Origin of the sequence: Xanthobacter sp. AM11 (assembly GCF_047444035.1) — a bacterium.
Classification (GTDB): domain Bacteria; phylum Pseudomonadota; class Alphaproteobacteria; order Rhizobiales; family Xanthobacteraceae; genus Xanthobacter.
The window spans coordinates 3,984,983-4,003,275 of record NZ_JBLAOA010000001.1 but is presented as its reverse complement, the minus strand read 5'-3'; the positions used below and the strand labels follow the sequence as shown (position 1 = coordinate 4,003,275).

Here is an 18,293-nt window from a genome sequence, read left to right as displayed (position 1 = left end):
CGCCTGCGTCCTGGTGGTGCCGTTTTGGCTACGATCCGTGCGAAAATCAGCAATAGAACTTCTCACTCGCCCGTCATAGCCTCCTCTCTCGAACGGATCGCCTGCCGTGCTGCACAGCCGACCCCGACGAGAGCCCTCCCCATGACCGATGCCCCCCGCCCGCCGTCGTCCGCCCCGCAAGGCGCGGTGCTGCGCCTTGCGCGCAACCTGCCGGCGCCGCGCCCGGTGACCTTTGCGGCGCAGCCCCAGGCGGTGGAGATCGACCTTGCCCGCACGGCGCTCATGGTGGTGGACATGCAGAACGACTTCCTCCACCCGGACGGCTGGTTCCCCCAGGCGGGGGTGGACGCCGCCCCGCTGCGCGCCATCATTCCCGCGGTGCGGGCGCTGGCGGAGGCGGCCCGCGCCGCCGGCCTGCCGGTGGTGTGGGTGAACTGGGGCGTGCGCGCCGACCGGGCCGAGCTTCCCGATCCCGTGCTGCTCAAGGCCGCTGCCGGCGGCACCCGCCCGGTCTATGCGGACCCCTCCGTCACCGGGCGCGGGGGCATCGTGGTGGAAGGCGCGTGGGGCGCGCAGGTGGTGGAGGAGCTGGGCGCGCAGCCGTCCGACCTCCTGGTCTACAAGCACCGCCTTTCCGGCTTCTTCGACAACGAGCTCGACAGCGTGCTGCGCAACCGCGGCATCGACACCTTGCTGTTCGCCGGCATCAACACCGACCGCTGCGTGTTCGCCACCCTCTGCGACGCCACCTTCCACGGCTACGGCGTCGTGCTGGCGCAGGACGCCTGCGCCAGCCCCTCGCCGGACCAGGTGCGCGAGAGCGTGCTCTATCTCGTGCGCCTGCTCTACGGCGCCACCTGCACGACCGCCGACCTCGGCGCAGCCCTTAACGACCGGAAAACGGCCTGACAGAGAAGGAACACCTCAGATGAATTGCTGGACCACCCGCCTGCGACGCACCGCCGCCGGCCTTGTCGCCGGCCTCGCCTTCGGCGCCCTCGCCGCCGCCCCTGCGCTCGCGGAAACCAGGTTGAAGATGGTGCTCAACTGGAAGTACCAGGGCCCGCAGGCCATGTTCTTCCTGGCGCAGGACAACGGATACTTCAAGGCCGAGGGCCTCGACGTGACCATCGACCAGGGCAACGGCTCCGGTGCGGCGGTGCCGCTGGTGGCCAATGGCACCTATGACGTGGGCTTCGGCGACATCAACGCCCTCATCGAGCTGGTGGCCAAGAAGCCAGAGGACGCCCCCATCGGCGTCTACATGCTGTTCAACCAGCCGCCCTTCACTGTCGCCGTGAAGGCCGACGGCCCGCTGAAGACGCCGCAGGACCTGGTGGGCAAGACCCTGGGCGGGGCCGCCAACGACGGTGCGCTCAAGCTGTTCCCCGCCTTCTGCAAGCAGGCCAGGATCGACTGCACGGGCATCACCATCACCAACATGCAGCCCAGCCTGCGCGAGCAGATGCTGATGCAGGGCCAGGTGGATGGCGTGTTCGGCTACGTCAATACGATCCGCTTCTCCGCCAAGCTCATCGGGGTGGACGACGACAAGATCCGCTACATCAATTACGGCGACTACGGCATGGACCTGTATTCCAACGCCATCATCGTCTCGGCCAAGCTCGCGAAGGAGAATCCGCAGGCGGTGAAGGGGCTGGTGCGGGCCCTCAACAAGGGCCTGAAGGATATGATCAAGGACCCGAAGGCCGGCGTCGCGGCGGTGCAGAAGCGCGAGCCGCTCATCAAGCCGCAGGTGGAGCTGGAGCGCCTGGAGGCCACCGTGAGGGCCGAGATGAACCACCCGGAGATCGCCAGCATCGGCCTCGGCGCCATCGACCCGGCCCGCATGAAGCAGGCCATCGACATTCTGGTGGAGGCCAACAAGCTGCCCACGACGCCCAAGGTGGAGCAGATCTTCACCCCGGCCTTCCTGCCGCCGCTGGAAGACCGCCTGACCAAGCTGTTCTGATCCCGCATCCTCCCCGTCGCCCCCTCGCGGGAGAGAGGCGCGGCGGGGACGATCGCCGGGCGAAGGCCCGGCGCCGGTGACGAACGCAACGACGAACGAGAACTCCCCGGACACCCCCATGGACCTCAATCTCAAGAACCGCGTCGCCTTCATCACCGGCCCTGCCAAGGGCATGGGGGCCGCCGTCACCCGGGCGTTTGCCGCCGAAGGGTGCCGCCTCGCCCTGGTTGGGCGCGACACCGCCGCCATCGCCCCCCTGGCCGAGGAATTGCGCGCCAGCGGCGTGGACCTCATGGTCATCGCCTGCGACCTCACCGATGCGGACGCCTGCGCCCGGGCGGCGCAGGCCACCGTCGCGGCGTTCGGTACCATCGACATCCTGGTCAATATCGCCGGCGGCTCCGGCCCCATCGGCAAGACCGGGGTGGAGACGACCGCCGCGGAATTCGACGATATCGTCACGCTCAACATGAACGGCTGCTTCCACACCATGAAGGCCTGCCTGCCGGTGATGATCGCGCAGCGCTACGGCAAGGTGGTGAACGTGGGCGGCACGTTCGGGATGCGCGGGCGCGCCGGGCGCATGGCCTATTCCGCCTCCAAATGGGGCCTGCGCGGCATCACCAAGAGCTTTGCGCTGGAGGTGGGCCAGCACAACATCAACGTGAATTGCGTCGCCCCCGGCATGGTGGACGGCCCGCGTTTCCGCGACAAGGTCTGCGCCGACATGGCGCGCAAGCTGAACATCACGGTCGAGGAGGCCATGGAGCGCCACGCCGCCGACTACGCACTGAAGCGCGTGACCACCGACGAGGACGTGGCCAATGCCTGCCTCTTCCTCGCCAGCGACGTGTCGCGCCAGCTCACCGGCGTAGACCTGCCGGTGGACGGCGGCTGGGCCATGCTGTGAGGAGGACCCCATGACCGACACCCCCGCAGATCTCGTCATCCATGGCGGCATCATCGTTGCCGCCGACACCATGTTTCCCGCCTCCATCGCCCTCCGCGACGGGCGCATTGCCGCGGTGGGCGAGGCGCAGGCCATGCCGGCCGCGCGCGAGAGCTTCGATGCCGCCGGCCTCCACATCCTGCCCGGCGCCATCGACGTGCATGTCCATTTCCGCGACCCCGGCTACACCCACAAGGAGGATTTCGAGAGCGGCACCGCCGCCGCGGCCTTCGGCGGGGTGACCACCGTGTTCGACATGCCCAACACCATCCCCACCGTCGCGGACGCCGCCGCCCTGCGCGGGAAGCACGCCATCGCCGCCGCCAAGGCCCATGTGGATTATGGCCTTTATGCCGTGCTCGGCGAGGATACCATCGACAAGGTGCCCGAACTGGTGGAGGCCGGCATCATCGGCTTCAAGCTCTATATGGGCAACACCTTCGGCCGCATCGCCACGCCCTCCACCGGCGCCATGCTGGAGGCGTTCGAGGTGGTGGCGCCCACCGGCAAGCGGGTGTCGCTCCATGCCGAGACCAATTCGGTGATGGAGCGCCGGCAGGCGAAGCTGGTGGCGGCCGGGCGCACCGACGCCCTCGCCCATCTCGCCTCCCGCCCCGCGGTGGTGGCGGTGGAGGCGGTGGCCCGCGCCGCCATCCTCGCGGAATGGACCGGCGCGCGCATCCACATCCTGCACATCTCGTCCGCCGCCGAGCTCGCCCCGCTGCGCGACGCCAAGGCGCGCGGCGTCGACATCACCGGCGAGACCGGCCCCCATTACCTGATGCTGGGCGCCGAGGACTACGCCCGCTGGGGCGGCATCATCCGCGTCAACCCGCCGGTGCGCGAGGCCGCCAACCAGGGCCCGCTCTGGGACGCGCTGCTGGACGGCACCATCGACATGATCGCCACCGACCACGCCCCCCACGCGCCGGAGGAGAAGACGCACGCCGACATCTGGAGCGTGGATTGCGGCTTCCCGGGCGTGGAGACCCAGATGCCGCTCATGCTCACCGAGGTGGCGAACGGGCGGTACAGCCTCAGCGACTACGTGCGCTGGAGCGCGGTGGCCCCGGCCAAGGTCTGGGGCCTCTATCCCCGCAAGGGGGTGATCCAGCCCGGCGCCGACGCCGACCTCGCCTTCGTGGACATGGCGCGCGCCTGGACCCTGCGCGACGCGGAGCTGCATTCGCGCTCCAGGATCTCCCCGTGGGACGGGCGGGCGGTGCAGGGCATGCCGGTGCACACCATGGTGCGGGGCCGCTTCGTGGTGAAGGACCGCGCATTGCAGCCGGGCACCAGGGGCCACGGCCGTCCGGTCCACGACATCCAGCAGATGCCGGCCCCCGCCCCGCGCAACACCGACCAGACCATCGCCGCCGCCACCGCCACGGTGGTTCCGGGGGCGGCCGCATGATCCCGCGATCGGAAAGTTTCATCGAGCTGCAGAACGTCACCCTCAGCTACGGGCGCGGCGAGGGCCGGGTGGATGCGCTGGCGGAAACCTCCCTGCGCGTCGGCCCCGGCGACTTCGTGGCCCTCGTCGGCCCCTCGGGCTGCGGCAAGTCCACCATCCTCAAGCTGGTGACGGGCCTCATCGGCGCCTCCACCGGCTATGTCTTCGTCGCCGGCCGCGAGGTGGGTGCGGAGCCGGTGCGGGTGGGCATGGCGTTCCAGAACCCCACGCTGCTGCCGTGGCTCACCATCCGCGACAATGTGATGCTTCCGCTCAAGATCGTGCCCCCGTTCCGGGCCGAGTACCGGGCCAAGCGCAAGACCGAGTTCCGCGACCGTGCCGATGCGCTGCTGGAGCAGGTGGGCCTGAAGGGGTTCGCCGGGCGCTACCCCTGGCAGCTCTCCGGCGGCATGCTCCAGCGGGCCTCGCTGTGCCGCGCGCTGGTGCACGATCCGCAGCTCCTGATGCTGGACGAGCCCTTCGGCGCGCTCGACCAGTTCACGCGCGAGGAATTGTGGGCGATCCTCCAGGATCTCTGGCTCTCGCGCAGGCCCACGGTCCTGCTCGTCACCCACGACCTCAAGGAGGCGGGCTACCTTGCCAACCGGGTGTGCGTGATGCGCGCCCGGCCGGGCGAGATCATTGAGGATTGCGCGGTGGACTTCCCCCGTCCCCGCACCATCGAGATGACCTACGCCCCCACCTTCGTTTCCCTCACCCAGCGCCTGCGCGAGCTGATCGTCTCGGCGCGCGGCACCGCGCTGGCGAGCCGCACGGCCCCCGCGGAGGCGGCACCATGAACGCGAACGACACCGGCAGCCGCTTCAGCCCCCGGACACGCCGCCGCTTCGCCTCCGCGGCGGTCATCGTGGGCTTCTTCGTGGTGTGGGAAGTGGCGTGCATCGCCTTCAACGTGAAGGAAATCGTGCTGCCGCGGCCAACCCAGGTGGTGTCCGCCCTCATCACCTATGCGCCCGCCATCTGGCCCCATGCGGTGCAGACGCTTTCCACCACGCTGGTGGGCTTCGGCCTCGGCATCCTCGCCGGGGTGTTTCTGGGCGCGCTCATCGGCTCCTCGCGCCTTGCCTATGATGCGGGCTACCCGCTGCTTATCGGCTTCTCCTCCATCCCCAAGGTGGCGCTGGTGCCCATCTTCGTGCTGTGGTTCGGCGCCGGCACGGTGCCGGCCATCCTCACCGCCATGATCATGAGCATGTTCCCCATCGTGGTGAACGTGGCGGCGGGCCTTGCCACCACCGAGCCGGAGCTGGAGGACGTGATGCGCGCCTGGCGTGCCAGCAAGCTCGACATTCTCCTGAACGTCGGCCTGCCGCGCACCATGCCCTTCTTCTTCGCCTCGCTGAAGGTGTCGGTGACGCTGGCCTTCGTCGGCGTGGTGATCGCCGAGACGGTGGCCTCCAACCGCGGCATCGGCAATCTCATGATGATCGCCTCCTCCTCCTTCGACGTGCCGCTGGTGTTCGCGGGCCTGCTCATCCTCGCGGTGATGGGCGTGTCGCTCTACGCCGTGTTCTCGCTCATCGAGAGCCGCGCCATCGGCTGGGCCCACCGCAAGGACGACCTTGCCATCGGCTGAGCCGATCCGTTTCGCGTTCCAGGAGTTTCCCATGCCCATCGCCAGGGTCCATCGCATCGCCGCGGCCGCGCCCGACGACGTGTCCGGCATCGAGGCGGCCATTGCCGCCGGTGCCATCGCGCCCGCCGGCGTCCTCGCCATCTTCGGCAAGACCGAGGGCAACGGCTGCGTCAACGATTTCTCCCGCGGCTTGGCCGTCCAGTCGCTGGAGCTGATGCTGCGCCGGCACGTCGGCGCGGCGGCCGGCAAGGTGTGCCTCGTCATGTCGGGCGGCACCGAGGGCGGCATGTCCCCGCACTGGCTGGTGCTGGAGCGCGCGGAGGGCGGCGGGGGGCAAGGCCCCGCCCTTGCCATCGGCAGCGTCCACACCAGTGATCTGCCCAGCGAGCACCTGGGCCGGCTCGGGCAGGTGGCGCAGGTGGCGCAGGCGGTGCGCGAGGCCATGGCGCAGGCCGGCATCACCCGTGCCGAGGACGTGCATTTCGTGCAGGTGAAATGCCCGCTCCTCACCCTCGCCCGCATCGCCGAGGCGCACGGGCGGGGCGCGCAGACCGCCACCACGGACACGCTGAAGTCCATGGGCCTGTCGCGCGGGGCGAGCGCGCTGGGCATCGCGGTGGCGCTGGGCGAGATCCCCATGGCGCAGCTCTCCGACGCCGCCATCTGCGCCGACCTCTCCCTGTGGTCGGACCGGGCGAGCTGTTCCAGCGGCATCGAGCTGATGGGGCATGAAGTGGTGGTGCTGGGCATGTCGGATGCTTGGTCCGGCCCGCTTACCATCGACCACGGCGTGATGCGCGACGCCATCGACGTGGCGCCCGTTCGCGCCGCCCTCGCCCGTGCTGGCGTCGCCGCGGACGCCCTCGGCGAAGGGGCGGACGACCGGCTGGTGGCGGTGCTCGCGAAGGCCGAGGCGAGCCGCAGCGGCCTCATTCGCGGCTGCCGCCATACCATGCTGGACGACAGCGACATTTCCTCCACCCGCCACGCCCGCGCCTTCGTGGCGGGCGCGCTCGCCGGGCTGGTGGGGCGTACGGACCTCTATGTCTCCGGCGGTGCCGAGCACCAGGGCCCCGACGGCGGCGGCCCTGCGGCGGTCATCGTCCGTCGCGGGTGATTCCGGTAGCGGGGCTCAGGGCGCCAGCAGCGGCGAACCGAAGGTTTCGCCCCGCTCCAGCATGAGATGGGCTTCCGCCACCAGGGCGAACGGGCGCAGCGCATCGAGCGTGCGGGCCAGCGTCTCGCCGCCGATGCCGTCGAAGGCCACATCCACGCCCCTGCCATCGGTGATGGACCACATCATCGCCCTGTGCCGTGATCTGAAAGCCGCCTGAAACGGCGAGTGTCCCGGATCATGCCGTGAAAGACGGGCCGGCGCCCGACGATGGCGCCGGCCCTTCGCCCTCAGCCGGGGATCACCTGCGCCATGACGGCGGACAGCCCGATGCCGAAGGCCGCCGCGCCGGCAAGGCGCGGAACGAGGGAGGCCGGCGTCCAGGCCCGGCCCGAGGCGATCACCGCAACGCCGGCGCCGACCACCGACTGCACCACCGCGAGGCCCGCAAGATAGGCCGCGATCTGGGTCGGCTCCGCGCCGACGATGGATTCGCCATAAGCGTAGCCATGGAACACGCCGGCGAGGGCGAACAGGCCGGCCCACAGGCCCGCCACCGGCTTCTCCCGGCCCAGGGCGAGAAGGGCGCCGGCGGCCACCACGCTGAGGGCGATCACCAGTTCGGCGAACGGCAGGTTGAACAGCTGCACGTGCAGCATGACCCCGGCGATGGACGCCGCCACGAAGGCCACCGGCAGCCAGGCGCTGAGCCCCATCACCCCGGCCAGCAGCCCGGCCGCGACGATGAATCCGAGGTGGTCGAGGCCGATGACCGGATGGGCCAGACCGGAGATGAAGCCTTCGGCGAAAGTCGCCGGAAGCTGCCCGCCCATGGCGTGATGCGCTTTTGCCGAGGTGGCGGCGAAGACCGGCAGGATGGAGAGGATCGCGAGCCGGCTGAGGAGACGGGACATGGTGTCTTTCCTTGCTCTGGAGGGTTGTGAAGGCGGAAGAGGTCGAAAGGCGCAGCAGCCGGCGCCTCAGGTCGGGTTGCGCTCCGGCTGGAGCAGGGCCTGATGGATGCGCGCCGCGCAGGCCGCCGAGGCGAAGGCGAAGCCGGCGCCGATGATCATCGAGAAAGGCACCAGCAGGAGCGCATTGCGGCCTGATGCGGAGAGCATCGCCGCGGGCGTGAAGGCATCCGCATTCTGGGTCAGGAACGCGAAGGTGGCGGCATAGCCGTAGGTCACGGCGGGGATGGAGGAGAAGGCCGGGATGTGGGCGGCGAGGATGTAGAGGGCGATGGAGATCGCGACGATCACCGCGCCCATTGCCGGCCCCGGCGCGAGGGTGGCGAGGACGAGCCCGGTCGCCCAGGCCACCACGACGCCGAAGACGTTCGAGACGACGGTCGTCCTGAATGCCGCAGCGTCGCCTCCGCTGTGGAAGAAGCACGCCCAGGCGATGAAGGCGGCCCAGATAAGAAACGCCTGCGTGGACAGGAACAGCCAGGTGCACAGGCCTCCCAGCACGCCGACGCTCAGGGCTAGGGAAATGATCATGTCTTGCCTCCGCTGAGGCGGTGAGGATGAGCCTTCCCGTTCCGGCGCGCGGGGGCGCGCCGGTGGGGAATGGCGGCGATGGTCGTCCGGCACGGCGGCCGCAGCGTTGGGAGGCCGGGACTGCGGGACCCGATCCGCTTGCGATGCAGGCGGATCGGCGGGTGCTAGAGCCTGATCCGATCAGGTTGAATCAACCTGATCGGTGAATCAGTCTCTAAATTATTGATAGAGAACGCGTTATCCGACCAGCTTGCGGTGCAAGCTGGTCGGCGCGTGCTCTAGATCACCTCGTCGCGGGTGCGGTGGAGGAATTCCTGCGTCCGGCGGTCGAGTTCCGCCGCATCGATCAGGCCGCGCGCCAGGGCGAGGGTCTCGAAGGCGGCGAGCCATTGCTGGTAATAGTTCCAGGTCTCGTCGTCGGGCGCGTGGGACTTGTCCCAGGCGCCGATGGTGCCGATCAGGCTCTGGCGGAAGTCCTCCCACTGGTAGGCCTTCGCCTCGGCGAGGGCGAGGGCCATGCCGAAGGCGCGGCCCTGCCAGGGCTCCGCGAACTGGAGGCTCTCGCAATTGCGCGGGAGGGCGCCGCGGCCGTCGAGGGAATCCACATAGGCATCCATGGCGGCGCTCCTTCAGGCGCAGACGAGGCCGAGGCCCTGCATGGCCTCGGTGGAGACGAGGGCGGCGAGCTTTTCCTCGGGCCAGCCCTCGGTGCCGGCGGGGCGCTCCGGGATCACGAAGTAGCGCACCTGCGCGCTCGAATCCCAGATCTCGATCCGCTTGTCCTCGGGCAGGCTCACGCCGAAGTCGGCGAGCACGCCGCGCGGCTCGCGCACCACGCGGGCGCGGAACACGGGGTCCTTGAACCAGTAGGGCGGCAGGCCGAGAAGCGGCCAGGGCCAGCACGAACACAGGGTGCAGCAGACCATGTTGTGGGTGGTCGAGGTGTTCTCGACGACGCGCAGGTTCTCGCCCTCGATGCCGTCCTTGAGGCCCATGTCGGCGATGGCCTTGTTGGCATCGGCGAGCAGGCGGGCCTTGAAGGCGGGATCGGTCCAGGCCTTCGCGACCACCCGGGCGCCGTTGAACGGCCCCATCTCGTGCTCGAAGAAGCGGATGACGCGGTCCACCGTGTCGGTGCCGATCATGCCCTTCTCGCGGAAGAGGGATTCGAGGGCCTTCGTGCGCGCGGCGTAATAGCTCTCGCTTTCGCGAAGATGATGATGGTGATCGTGATCGTCGCTCATGGGTTCCGCTCTGGATATCTGGCGTGGAGACGGGTTGATTGGTTTTGGCCGAGGATCAGGCGGCTTCGAGATAGACTTCGAAGCAATCGTTGTAGAGAACGTCGCCCTTGTCCGGGATGTCCGACCACAGATCGCGCGTCTTGAACTTGACGAGATAGACCGGCTGGGCGGTGCAGATGCCGTCGGTGGGCACATTGTCGGCGTAGAGGTAGGCGCCCTTGTAGACGGTGTCGATGACGCCGACCTTGGTGCGCAGATAGCCGGGCAGGCGGGTGTGGACCGCCGGTGGCATGTCCTTCACGCGCACCGTGTCGCCCACCTTGAACAGGGGCGCCACCGCCACGTCCCGATAGGGATTGGCGCCGGTGTAGAAATAGTCGATCACCCGGCCGGTGACGTCGTTGTCGCCCGCATTGGGCAGCGGAGCGTCGGGGTTTTCCAGGAAATGCCGGGTGCGCTCCTCCAGCTCCTTTTCGGAGATATAGTTCTTCGAGGTGAGGAACTTGCACATCCCGCCGAGCCATTTGATATAATAGCGGTACTTGAAGTAATCGAGCGGGTTCATGCCCTCGGCGAGCACCCGCAGGTCCGGCCATGCCCAGATGCCGGTACCCATCATGGTGGTGTGAACCGCAAAGAGCTGGGCCTCCCACGGCTCCACGAACACGCGCTTCTCGACGGCGACGGGGCCGAGATTCTCGATGCCCCCGAGGAAATGCTGTACCTTCATGCCGGCGCCTCAATTTGCCATGCCGCGCGATCCGGATTGCGATCGCGCGCCTCGGTTGATCCGGTCCGCTCTCTGTCGCGGAAGGCGGCAGAGGGTGCGGGCGAAACGCAAGGGCGAAGGCTTTCAGGGCTGGTGCAAGATGGCACCAACGCAAAAAAGCCCGTCAGCACCTTGCTGCGGGCGACTTTGCCACTGATCCATAAATCATGCTGGCGGCGTCTCGGTGAGCTTCCTTGCTCGACGGCCATGAAAACAGTGCGACGCAGCAAAAAAACTGTCAAGTGGAAATTGTCGTGCGCTCATTCGGAGGTCAAAACTCGCGCCTCAACCTGTGATGCAAGTCGTCGCCGCGGTTGCCGGCATCGCCGCCTCAAAAGTCGGGATGGTGCGGCGGGCGCCGGAATTTCGGCTTGACACAGGCATGACGACGCCTCAGGCTAAAACATAGGCGGCGGGCAAAGGTGCCCATTTTCCCGCCAGTTCATGATCAGATCAAAGGGGGGATGACCCCCATGGCAATGCAGCCCTCAGGCCCGACGGCCCGGGGGCGTTTTTGTCTTGCGGTGAGGAAATGGCGAGACCCATCTATCGGATCGGCCTGATGTTCTCCACCACCGGGCCCTACAGCACGGTCGCCGGCGCCATGCTCAACGGCGCCATGCTCGCCGTGTCCGAGGTGAACGAGGCCGGCGCCGTGGAGCTCGCGCCCGTCGTCGTCGATCCGGGCGGCGACCTTGCGCGCTACACCGCCCTCAGCGCCCATCTGCTTTCCGAGGGGGTGCGGCATGTGGTGGGGTGCTATACCTCGTCCAGCCGCAAGGAGGTCATTCCCTGCTTCGAGAAGCATGACGGAATATTGTGGTATCCCTCCCACTACGAGGGATTCGAGAGCGCCGATAATGTCGTCTATACCGGGGCGGCGCCGAACCAGCACATCCTGCCGCTGATCGACTACCTCATGTCCACTTACGGCGACCGGGCCTTCTGTGTCGGCTCCAACTACATCTGGGCCTGGGAGAACAGCCGGATCCTACGTGAATCGGTGATCGCGCGCGGCGGCGCCGTCGTTGCGGAGCGCTACCTTCCGGTGGGCGAAACCGACCTGCGCAAGCTGGTGGATGCCGTCATCGAGGCGCGGCCGAGCTTCATCTTCTCCTCGCTGATCGGGGTGAGCGGCCTTGCCTTCCTGAGGACGTTGCGCGCCGCCTGCCTCGCCCTCGGCATCGACCAGCCGCGCACGATGCCGGTCGCGAGCTGCAACCTCGCCGAGCCCGACCTCAACGAGCTGGAGCCCGAGGCGCGGGACGGGCACATCTCGTCCAGCGTCTATTTCTCGGCCCTGCGCAATCCGGTGAACGACGCCTTCGTCGCCCGCCATGCCGCAGCCTATCCCAAGGCGCCCTGGACTTCGGCCGATGCGGAGGCGTCCTACATCGCCGTGAAGCTGCTTGCCGTCGCACTCGCCGCTGCCGGCACCGACGAGATCCACGCCGTGAAGGCCGCCGTGGCGCGCCAGCGGCTCGCCGCGCCCCAGGGCGATGTCTGGGTGGATGCCGACACCATGCATCTTTATCTCACGCCGCGCATCGGCCGCTCGCACGGCATCGCCTTCGACATCATCCGCGAGGAGCCGGCGCCGATCCGCCCGGACCCCTATCTGGTGCGCTCCGCGCCCACCGACAGCTGGTTCGCAGCCGCGCCGCGGCTGCGGGTCGCGACCTGACGCCGGGGCGGGCAAGCCATGTCGCGCAACCTGCTCCAGAACTTCCGTGGCGCCCGGGCGCTGATCGTCGCGTCCGGGGACGGGGGAATCGACACGCTGGAAAGCGTGCTCGGAAAGCTCGGGCTCACGGTGGCGCGCGGCGCAGTGCCCGAGCCGGGTCGGCAGCTCGATCCGGCGGTGGTGCGCGAAGCGGCCGACGTGCTGTTCATCGACGGTGATCTCGACACGGTGCTGCCGTGCGATCCGGCCGCCAGCCGGCCGCCGCCGGTGCCGGTGATCGGCCTGGTGGGGATCGAGGCGCCGGGCCGCCTCAAGGCCCTGATGAACCAGGGTGCCACCGCCTTCCTGCGCAAGCCGGTCTATGCCGGCGCCGTCTACACCACCTTGTTCCTCGGCGTGAACCAGTATCTGCAGCGCAAGGAGATGGCCGCAGAGCTGAGCGCCCAGCAGGACCGCCGCCGCCGTCGCCGGGCGGTGATCAAGACCATCGTCCTGTTGATGGAAGAACATCATGTGGACGACGACGAAGCCTATGTCATGCTCCGACGCGACAGCATGCGCATGCGCCAGAGCCTCGAGGACTATTGCGAGGATTATATCTCCTGCCGGTCGAAGCTGACCGAGTCCCCGCCGGACGCCGAGCCCCGCGCACTCGCGCGGCGCTGAACCGACCATCCCCACATCACGGCGGAGCCGCCCCCGGCTCCGCGCGCGGTGGCAGCTGCCAGCGACGCCAGCCCGCCCGCAAGGAGAAGGCCCATGTCCTCCCCGCAGCTTGAATCGCGGCCCGCTGAAATCCCGTTCGCCTATTCCCCGCCCGACGAGGCCTGGCTCGCCGGCTCGATCATGGCCGCGCGCGGCGAGGCGAAGGGGCACCCCGGCCCGACATATGAGATCAGCGAAGCCAGCCAGGGCAAATATCATTATGTCTACGGCCCTTACGCCAGCCCGGTGCTGCGGGTCGATCCCGGCGCCGTGATCATCGCCGAGACGCATGACGCCATGGAGGGGCGCATCCGCAGCGAGACGGACAAGCCGTCCGAGCTGCTCAACTTCCCTTTCCTCAACCCGCAGAATGGCCCCATCTTCGTCAATGGGGCGCAGAAGGGCGACTGCCTCGCGGTCTATATCCGCAACATCGTGCCCCGCGGCCCGCAGCCGGTGGGCACCACCTGCATCATGCCGGAGTTCGGCGGCCTGGTCGGCACCGGCGACACCGCCATCCTCAACGCGCCCTTGCCGGAAATCGTGAAGAAGCTGCATGTGGACCCGGTGACCGGCGTGCGCTGGAACGAGCGGATCGCCCTTCCGTACCGGCCTTTCATCGGCACCATCGGCACCGCCCCGGAGATCGAGGCCATTTCCTCCCTCGTCCCGGACTATTACGGCGGCAACATGGACCTGCCGGACGTGGCGCCGGGGGCGGTCATCTACCTGCCGGTGCACGCGCCCGGCGCGCTGCTGTATCTCGGCGACTGCCACGCGGCGCAGGGCGACGGCGAGCTGTGCGGGTTCGCCATCGAGCATCCCACGGTCACGACGGTGCAGATCGACCTCATCAAGGGATGGACGTTCCGCTGGCCGCGCCTGGAGACGCAGGATCGCGTCATGACCATCGGCTCCGGCCGCCCCATGGAGGATGCCGCGCGCATCGCCTATCGCGAGCTGGTGCGCTGGATGGCCGCCGACTACGGCTATGACGAGCTGGAGGCCTACATGCTGCTGACCCAGGCCGGCCACCTTCGGGTGGGCAACATGGTGGACCCCAAATACACGCTCGGCGCCTCCGTGGCGAAGGCGCTCCTGGCCTCGGCCTGAACCGGCGGGGCGCAGCGAGGCCGGAGGGGCCGGCGGTCCCAGGTGGCCGCCGGCCTCCACCTGCCCTGCGACGGCCGGACCGCCTCAGGCCGCCGAACGATCGCGCGAAGGCGGGTCCTGCTGCAATCCGTCCAGATGGCGCAGGATGTCCCGCGCCGCGGCAAGCGCGATGTCCCGCCGCACGCTGTCCACCGCCGATCCGATGTGCGGGGTGAGCACCGTGCGCGGATGGGCGAGGAGGCGCGCCTCGATGGCGGCGGGGCGATCGGGGCGGGCCCAGTCCTCGGTTTCGAACACATCGGCCGCATAGCCGCCGAGATGGCCGGCCTCCAGGGCATCGGCCACCGCCGCCTCGTCCACCAGCGAGCCCCGGGCGGGATTGATGAGCAGCGCGCCCGGCTTCATGCCCGCAAGGGCCGCGGCGTCGATCAGGTGGCGCGAGGCGGGTGTCAGCGGCAGGGCCAGTACCAGGTAGTCGCTGCGCGCGACGAGGTCGGCGAGGTCGCGCCGCAGCAGCCCCTGGGCATCTTCTGCTGCGGGGGAGAGGGGCCGCGCGTCGCAATAGGAGAGGCGGCAGCGGAACGGCCGCAGGCGGTGGGCGATGGCCTGCCCCACCGCGCCCATGCCGACGATGCCCACCTCCGCCCCGTCGAGGCCGGTGCCGTACAACACCGGCCGCCAGCCGGCGAACGGCCGTTCGCGGATCAGCCGGTCGCCGGCGAGCAGGTTGCGGCCGAGGGTGATCATGAGGCCCACCGCCAGCTCCGCCGTGGGCGCGGTGAGCAGGTCCGGCACGATGGTCACCGCCACCTTGCGGGCACGGCAGGCCTCCATGTCGAAATTGTCGGCCCCCTTCAGGGCGCAGGCGACGATCTTCAGCTCCGGGCAGGCGTCGAGGAAGGCGGCGTCCACATGGTCGGTCATGAAGGCGAGCATGGCGTCCGCGCCGTGGGCACGGCGGATGATCTCGTCGCGCGGCCACGGCTCGCGGGTGGTGTTGGCCTCCACCGGGCCGCGGGTGGAAAGCAGGTCCAGCACCTCGGGGTGCACCCAATTGGTGACGATGGTCTTGCGGGCCATGGGAGTCTCTTGCGGCAGGTGGGGGATCAGGCGGCAGCGGCGCAGAAGGCGGCGAAGCGCCGGGCCATGGAGGATTGCGGACTTTCGCGGCCAAGGCCGATGAACAGGGTCTTGAAGATGTCCGCCTCCTCCAGCTCCAGCATGGCCAGCGTGCCGGCCTTCACCTCCTCCGCCACCGCATAGGCGAACACCACGGAGAGGCCGAGGCCGGCCTTCACCGCCTCCTTGACCGCGGCGGTGCTGCCGAGCTGCCGGGCGACGCGCAGGCGGTCCGCGGACGGGCCGAACACGCCGGCAAGGGCGCGGCCGGTGCCGGTGCCCGGCTCGCCGCCGATGACGGGGTGGTCGAACAAGGCCTGGCGGGGAATGCAGCGCGCCTTCGCCAGCGGATGATCGGGTGCGGCGATCACCACCAGCTTTTCGCGGCGCCAGCCCTGCCATTCCACGGCGGGATGCTCCTCGCTCCATTCGGTGAGGGCCACGTCCGCCTCGCCGGAGGCAAGGGCGTCCACCGCCTGGCGGTTGGTGGTGATGACCAGTTCCACGGCGCCGGCCCGCTCCAGATCGCGCTCGAAGGCGGCGACGAGGCGCGGCGCGAGATACACTCCCACATTGCCGCTGGCGTGCACCACCAGCCGGCGATCGGCCACGAGGGCGCGGGCGCGCTCGGCGGCGGCGACGAGGGAGCGGGCCTTCGGCAGGAACAGCTCGCCGTCCCGGGTGGGCACTGCGCGGCTGCGGTTGCGCACCACCAGGGGCACCCCGACGAATTCCTCCAGCTTGCGCAACTGCTGCGACACGGCCGGCTGCGAGCAGGCGAGCCGCTCCGCTGCCGACTGGATGCCGCCCTCGTCGATGACCGCAAGAAAGGTCTGAACCTGCGCCAGATTCAGCATGCGCGTGCGTCCCCCTTGGGCGGCCGGAGCCGCTTCTGTCCATTGTCGCGCATCATATGCATTAATTGAATGCTCTATGTAAATAGATAGCGAAATAGGATTTTCGCATGTGAGGCGAGTGGGGCAGTCTGAACGAGGGTTTTGCGTGCAAATCCCATCATACGGCCCATATAGGCAGGACATGTCATCAGAATGAAATATAATTATAAACTGACTTTCATTGATATTTGGAATGTTGGCGCCGCCAAAGCGGGGCTGCGGCGCCGGAAGGCGCGGCGATCCTGCCGGCGCGGCCGTCCCGCTGCGCCCACCCCCAAACCCCATGAGGTCGCCATGATCACGCGTCGTCGCTTCGGGGCGCTCGCCGCCTCCGCGCTCTCGCTTCCGCTCGTCGCCCGGGCCGCGCACGGCCAGCAGATGCGCGACGGCAAGCTCCACCTGCGCTTCGCCATCGCTCCCCTGCGCCCGACCCCGGCCATCACCGTCCGCGAATTCGAGCCGGTGTTCCGCTATCTGGCGGGCGAGCTCGGCGCCACCTACGAGCTGGTGAGCCCGGAGAGCTGGGCCGCCGTGTCCGTGGCCATGAGCAACGGCCATGTGGACCTGGGCTGGCTCGGCCCGTGGGGCTACGTGCTCGCCAACCAGCGCGTGGGCACCGAGGTGATCGCCACCGCCAAATATCGCGGCAAGCCCTCCTACCACGCCATCATCGAGGGGCGGCCGGGCCTGCCCATCAAGGAATTCCCCAAGGACGCCAAGGGCATGAAGCTGTCCCTGAGCGACCAGGGCAACACCTCCGGCTGGCTCATCCCCTACGCCTTCCTGGTGAAGAACGGCATCGACCCGCGCGACTTCTTCCAGCTGCGCGAGGGCGCCACCTTCGGCAACAACGTGTCCATGATCCAGCAGGGCCTGATCGACCTCGGCTCCAACATGGACCGCGGCCGCAATGGCATGATCGAGGCGGGCGAGATGGACCCGGCCAAGGTGGTGGTCTACTGGACCTCCCAGGAGCTGCCCAACGACGCCATCTGCGTGCCCAAGGGCTTCGATCCGGCCCTGAAGGCGAAGATCCGCGACATCCTCGTCGCGCTCCCCGAGGACAAGGCCCAGGCGCTCATGGGCAGCGGCTACAACGGCTTCGTGCCGGCCACCCATGCCGATTACGGCACCATCGAGGAAGCCGGCCGCATCACCGGCAAGCTCAAGTCCTGATCCGCGCCGCCGGCGCCTGCGGGCGCCGGCCCGTCGCGCCCGGCCGGGGGCCGGGCGCCTGTTCCACAGCGCGCCGGAGCGCCGCGGGAGACCAGCCATGACCATCGCAAGCTTCGACGAAACGCGCTACGCCGAGCCGGCGGGACCAGCGTTCACCTGGCGCAACATTGCCCGGGCGCTGGTCTTCCTCGCCGTCGCGGCCTTCCTCGGCGCGTGCTTCTCCGCGGCGAAGGTGGACCTTGCCAAGCTGGCGGACGGACTGCCGAAGATCGCCTCCTGGTTCCAGCAGATGTTCCCGCCGGACCTGCGCGACATCGACCGGGTGCTGCGCGATGCCTTCCAGACCCTCGCCATGGCCACGGTGGGCACCGTGGGCGCGCTTCTCGTGTGCATTCCCCTGGTGCCGCTCGCCGCGCGCAACACCACGCCGAACCTTCTGGCCTACCGGCTGGTGCGGGCCGTGTTCGGCATGCTGCGCGGCACCGAGATTCTGGTCTTCGCGCTCATCTTCGTGGCGGCGGTGGGGTTCGGCCCGTTCACCGGCGTGCTGGCCATCATGTTCAACATGGTGGGCGCCCTCGGCAAGCTGCTCACGGAGGTGATCGAGCCGGCCGATCCCGGCCCGGTGGAGGCGGTGGACCTCACCGGCGCCGGCCCGGTGCGGGCGTTCCGCTATGCCCTGCTGCCGGACGTGTGGCCGAACGTGGTGGCCGTCACCCTCTACATCTGGGAATTCAATGTGCGCGCCTCCACCGTGCTCGGCATCGTCGGCGCCGGCGGCATCGGCCAGACGCTGAAGGATTCCATCGACCTGCTGGACTTCCCGAAGATGGCCACCGTGCTCGGCGTCATCCTCGCCATGGTCATCGCCATCGACACCCTCAGCGCCTACCTGCGCCGCCTTGTGCTGAGCCCCGATTCGGCCGCCACCCGCCCCGGCGCGCCCACCCGCCTGCCCGAAGGCGAAGGCCGCGTCACCGCCGCGGAAGGGATCTGACCC

Annotated in this window: 20 protein-coding genes; 12 read left to right on the top strand and 8 right to left on the bottom strand. The window is 68.9% G+C overall.

Features of this window, described 5'->3' with window-relative positions:
* Positions 1 to 141 precede the first annotated feature (141 nt).
* From ACI7BZ_RS18340 to atzD, 7 genes are all read left to right on the top strand, one after another.
* Positions 142 to 909, top strand: coding sequence for a cysteine hydrolase family protein (locus ACI7BZ_RS18340; RefSeq protein WP_414118575.1), 768 nt, complete (start codon positions 142 to 144; stop codon positions 907 to 909).
* 19 nt (positions 910 to 928) lie between these two features.
* Entirely contained in the window at positions 929 to 1,972 is a 1,044-nt protein-coding gene (locus ACI7BZ_RS18335) for an ABC transporter substrate-binding protein (protein WP_414118574.1), read from the top strand.
* A 118-nt stretch (positions 1,973 to 2,090) separates the two neighbouring features.
* Positions 2,091 to 2,882 carry an SDR family NAD(P)-dependent oxidoreductase gene (locus ACI7BZ_RS18330; RefSeq protein ID WP_414118573.1) on the top strand — a complete coding sequence of 264 codons (792 nt, stop codon included), beginning with the start codon at positions 2,091 to 2,093 and terminating at the stop codon, positions 2,880 to 2,882.
* A gap of 10 nt (positions 2,883 to 2,892) precedes the next feature.
* Complete coding sequence (gene allB, locus ACI7BZ_RS18325) at positions 2,893 to 4,335, top strand: allantoinase AllB (RefSeq protein ID WP_414118572.1); 1,443 nt, start codon at positions 2,893 to 2,895, stop codon at positions 4,333 to 4,335.
* Entirely contained in the window at positions 4,332 to 5,174 is an 843-nt protein-coding gene (locus tag ACI7BZ_RS18320) for an ABC transporter ATP-binding protein (RefSeq protein WP_414118571.1), read from the top strand. The genes allB and ACI7BZ_RS18320 overlap by 4 nt, the downstream gene beginning before the upstream one ends.
* Complete coding sequence (locus ACI7BZ_RS18315) at positions 5,171 to 5,971, top strand: ABC transporter permease (protein WP_414118570.1); 801 nt, start codon at positions 5,171 to 5,173, stop codon at positions 5,969 to 5,971. The genes ACI7BZ_RS18320 and ACI7BZ_RS18315 overlap by 4 nt, the downstream gene beginning before the upstream one ends.
* A 31-nt stretch (positions 5,972 to 6,002) precedes the next feature.
* Positions 6,003 to 7,088: a cyanuric acid amidohydrolase gene (gene atzD, locus ACI7BZ_RS18310; RefSeq protein ID WP_414118569.1), complete on the top strand. Its 1,086-nt coding sequence runs from the start codon at positions 6,003 to 6,005 to the stop codon at positions 7,086 to 7,088.
* A 15-nt stretch (positions 7,089 to 7,103) separates the two neighbouring features.
* Here the strand turns inward: atzD and ACI7BZ_RS18305 are convergent, their stop codons facing one another.
* From ACI7BZ_RS18305 to nthB, 6 genes are all read right to left on the bottom strand, one after another.
* The gene (locus ACI7BZ_RS18305; protein WP_414118568.1) at positions 7,104 to 7,274 is read right to left on the bottom strand and encodes a hypothetical protein; all 171 of its coding nucleotides are present in this window, start codon (positions 7,272 to 7,274) and stop codon (positions 7,104 to 7,106) included.
* 101 nt (positions 7,275 to 7,375) lie between these two features.
* Positions 7,376 to 7,999, bottom strand: coding sequence for a HupE/UreJ family protein (locus ACI7BZ_RS18300; protein ID WP_414118567.1), 624 nt, complete (start codon positions 7,997 to 7,999; stop codon positions 7,376 to 7,378).
* Between the two features lie 66 nt (positions 8,000 to 8,065).
* Positions 8,066 to 8,587 (bottom strand): DUF1097 domain-containing protein, encoded by a 522-nt coding sequence (locus tag ACI7BZ_RS18295; RefSeq protein WP_414118566.1) that lies wholly within the window; start codon positions 8,585 to 8,587, stop codon positions 8,066 to 8,068.
* A 278-nt stretch (positions 8,588 to 8,865) separates the two neighbouring features.
* Positions 8,866 to 9,204, bottom strand: coding sequence for a nitrile hydratase accessory protein (locus ACI7BZ_RS18290; protein ID WP_414118565.1), 339 nt, complete (start codon positions 9,202 to 9,204; stop codon positions 8,866 to 8,868).
* A gap of 12 nt (positions 9,205 to 9,216) precedes the next feature.
* Positions 9,217 to 9,831: a nitrile hydratase subunit alpha gene (nthA, locus tag ACI7BZ_RS18285; protein ID WP_414118564.1), complete on the bottom strand. Its 615-nt coding sequence runs from the start codon at positions 9,829 to 9,831 to the stop codon at positions 9,217 to 9,219.
* A gap of 55 nt (positions 9,832 to 9,886) precedes the next feature.
* The gene (gene nthB / locus ACI7BZ_RS18280) at positions 9,887 to 10,561 is read right to left on the bottom strand and encodes a nitrile hydratase subunit beta (RefSeq protein WP_414118563.1); all 675 of its coding nucleotides are present in this window, start codon (positions 10,559 to 10,561) and stop codon (positions 9,887 to 9,889) included.
* Positions 10,562 to 11,132: 571 nt separating this feature from the next.
* On the opposite strand from nthB, the gene ACI7BZ_RS18275 reads away from it, so the two are divergent.
* From ACI7BZ_RS18275 to ACI7BZ_RS18265, 3 genes are all read left to right on the top strand, one after another.
* Positions 11,133 to 12,284, top strand: coding sequence for a transporter substrate-binding domain-containing protein (locus tag ACI7BZ_RS18275; RefSeq protein WP_414118562.1), 1,152 nt, complete (start codon positions 11,133 to 11,135; stop codon positions 12,282 to 12,284).
* Between the two features lie 18 nt (positions 12,285 to 12,302).
* On the top strand, positions 12,303 to 12,950 hold the full coding sequence (locus ACI7BZ_RS18270) for an ANTAR domain-containing response regulator (RefSeq protein ID WP_414118561.1): 648 nt from the start codon (positions 12,303 to 12,305) through the stop codon (positions 12,948 to 12,950).
* Between the two features lie 180 nt (positions 12,951 to 13,130).
* Positions 13,131 to 14,102, top strand: a complete 972-nt coding sequence (locus ACI7BZ_RS18265; protein WP_414119211.1) for an acetamidase/formamidase family protein — start codon at positions 13,131 to 13,133, stop codon at positions 14,100 to 14,102.
* A gap of 84 nt (positions 14,103 to 14,186) precedes the next feature.
* On the opposite strand, the gene ACI7BZ_RS18260 is transcribed toward ACI7BZ_RS18265, so the two are convergent.
* Both ACI7BZ_RS18260 and ACI7BZ_RS18255 read right to left on the bottom strand, forming a co-directional pair.
* Positions 14,187 to 15,182 carry a phosphonate dehydrogenase gene (locus ACI7BZ_RS18260; RefSeq protein WP_414118560.1) on the bottom strand — a complete coding sequence of 332 codons (996 nt, stop codon included), beginning with the start codon at positions 15,180 to 15,182 and terminating at the stop codon, positions 14,187 to 14,189.
* Positions 15,183 to 15,208: 26 nt separating this feature from the next.
* A complete protein-coding gene (locus ACI7BZ_RS18255; protein WP_414118559.1) occupies positions 15,209 to 16,078 on the bottom strand; it encodes a LysR family transcriptional regulator in 870 nt (289 codons plus the stop codon).
* A gap of 333 nt (positions 16,079 to 16,411) precedes the next feature.
* On the opposite strand from ACI7BZ_RS18255, the gene ACI7BZ_RS18250 reads away from it, so the two are divergent.
* Positions 16,412 to 17,293: a phosphate/phosphite/phosphonate ABC transporter substrate-binding protein gene (locus ACI7BZ_RS18250; protein WP_414118558.1), complete on the top strand. Its 882-nt coding sequence runs from the start codon at positions 16,412 to 16,414 to the stop codon at positions 17,291 to 17,293.
* Between the two features lie 97 nt (positions 17,294 to 17,390).
* Complete coding sequence (gene phnE / locus ACI7BZ_RS18245) at positions 17,391 to 18,290, top strand: phosphonate ABC transporter, permease protein PhnE (RefSeq protein WP_414118557.1); 900 nt, start codon at positions 17,391 to 17,393, stop codon at positions 18,288 to 18,290.
* Positions 18,291 to 18,293: the final 3 nt, after the last annotated feature.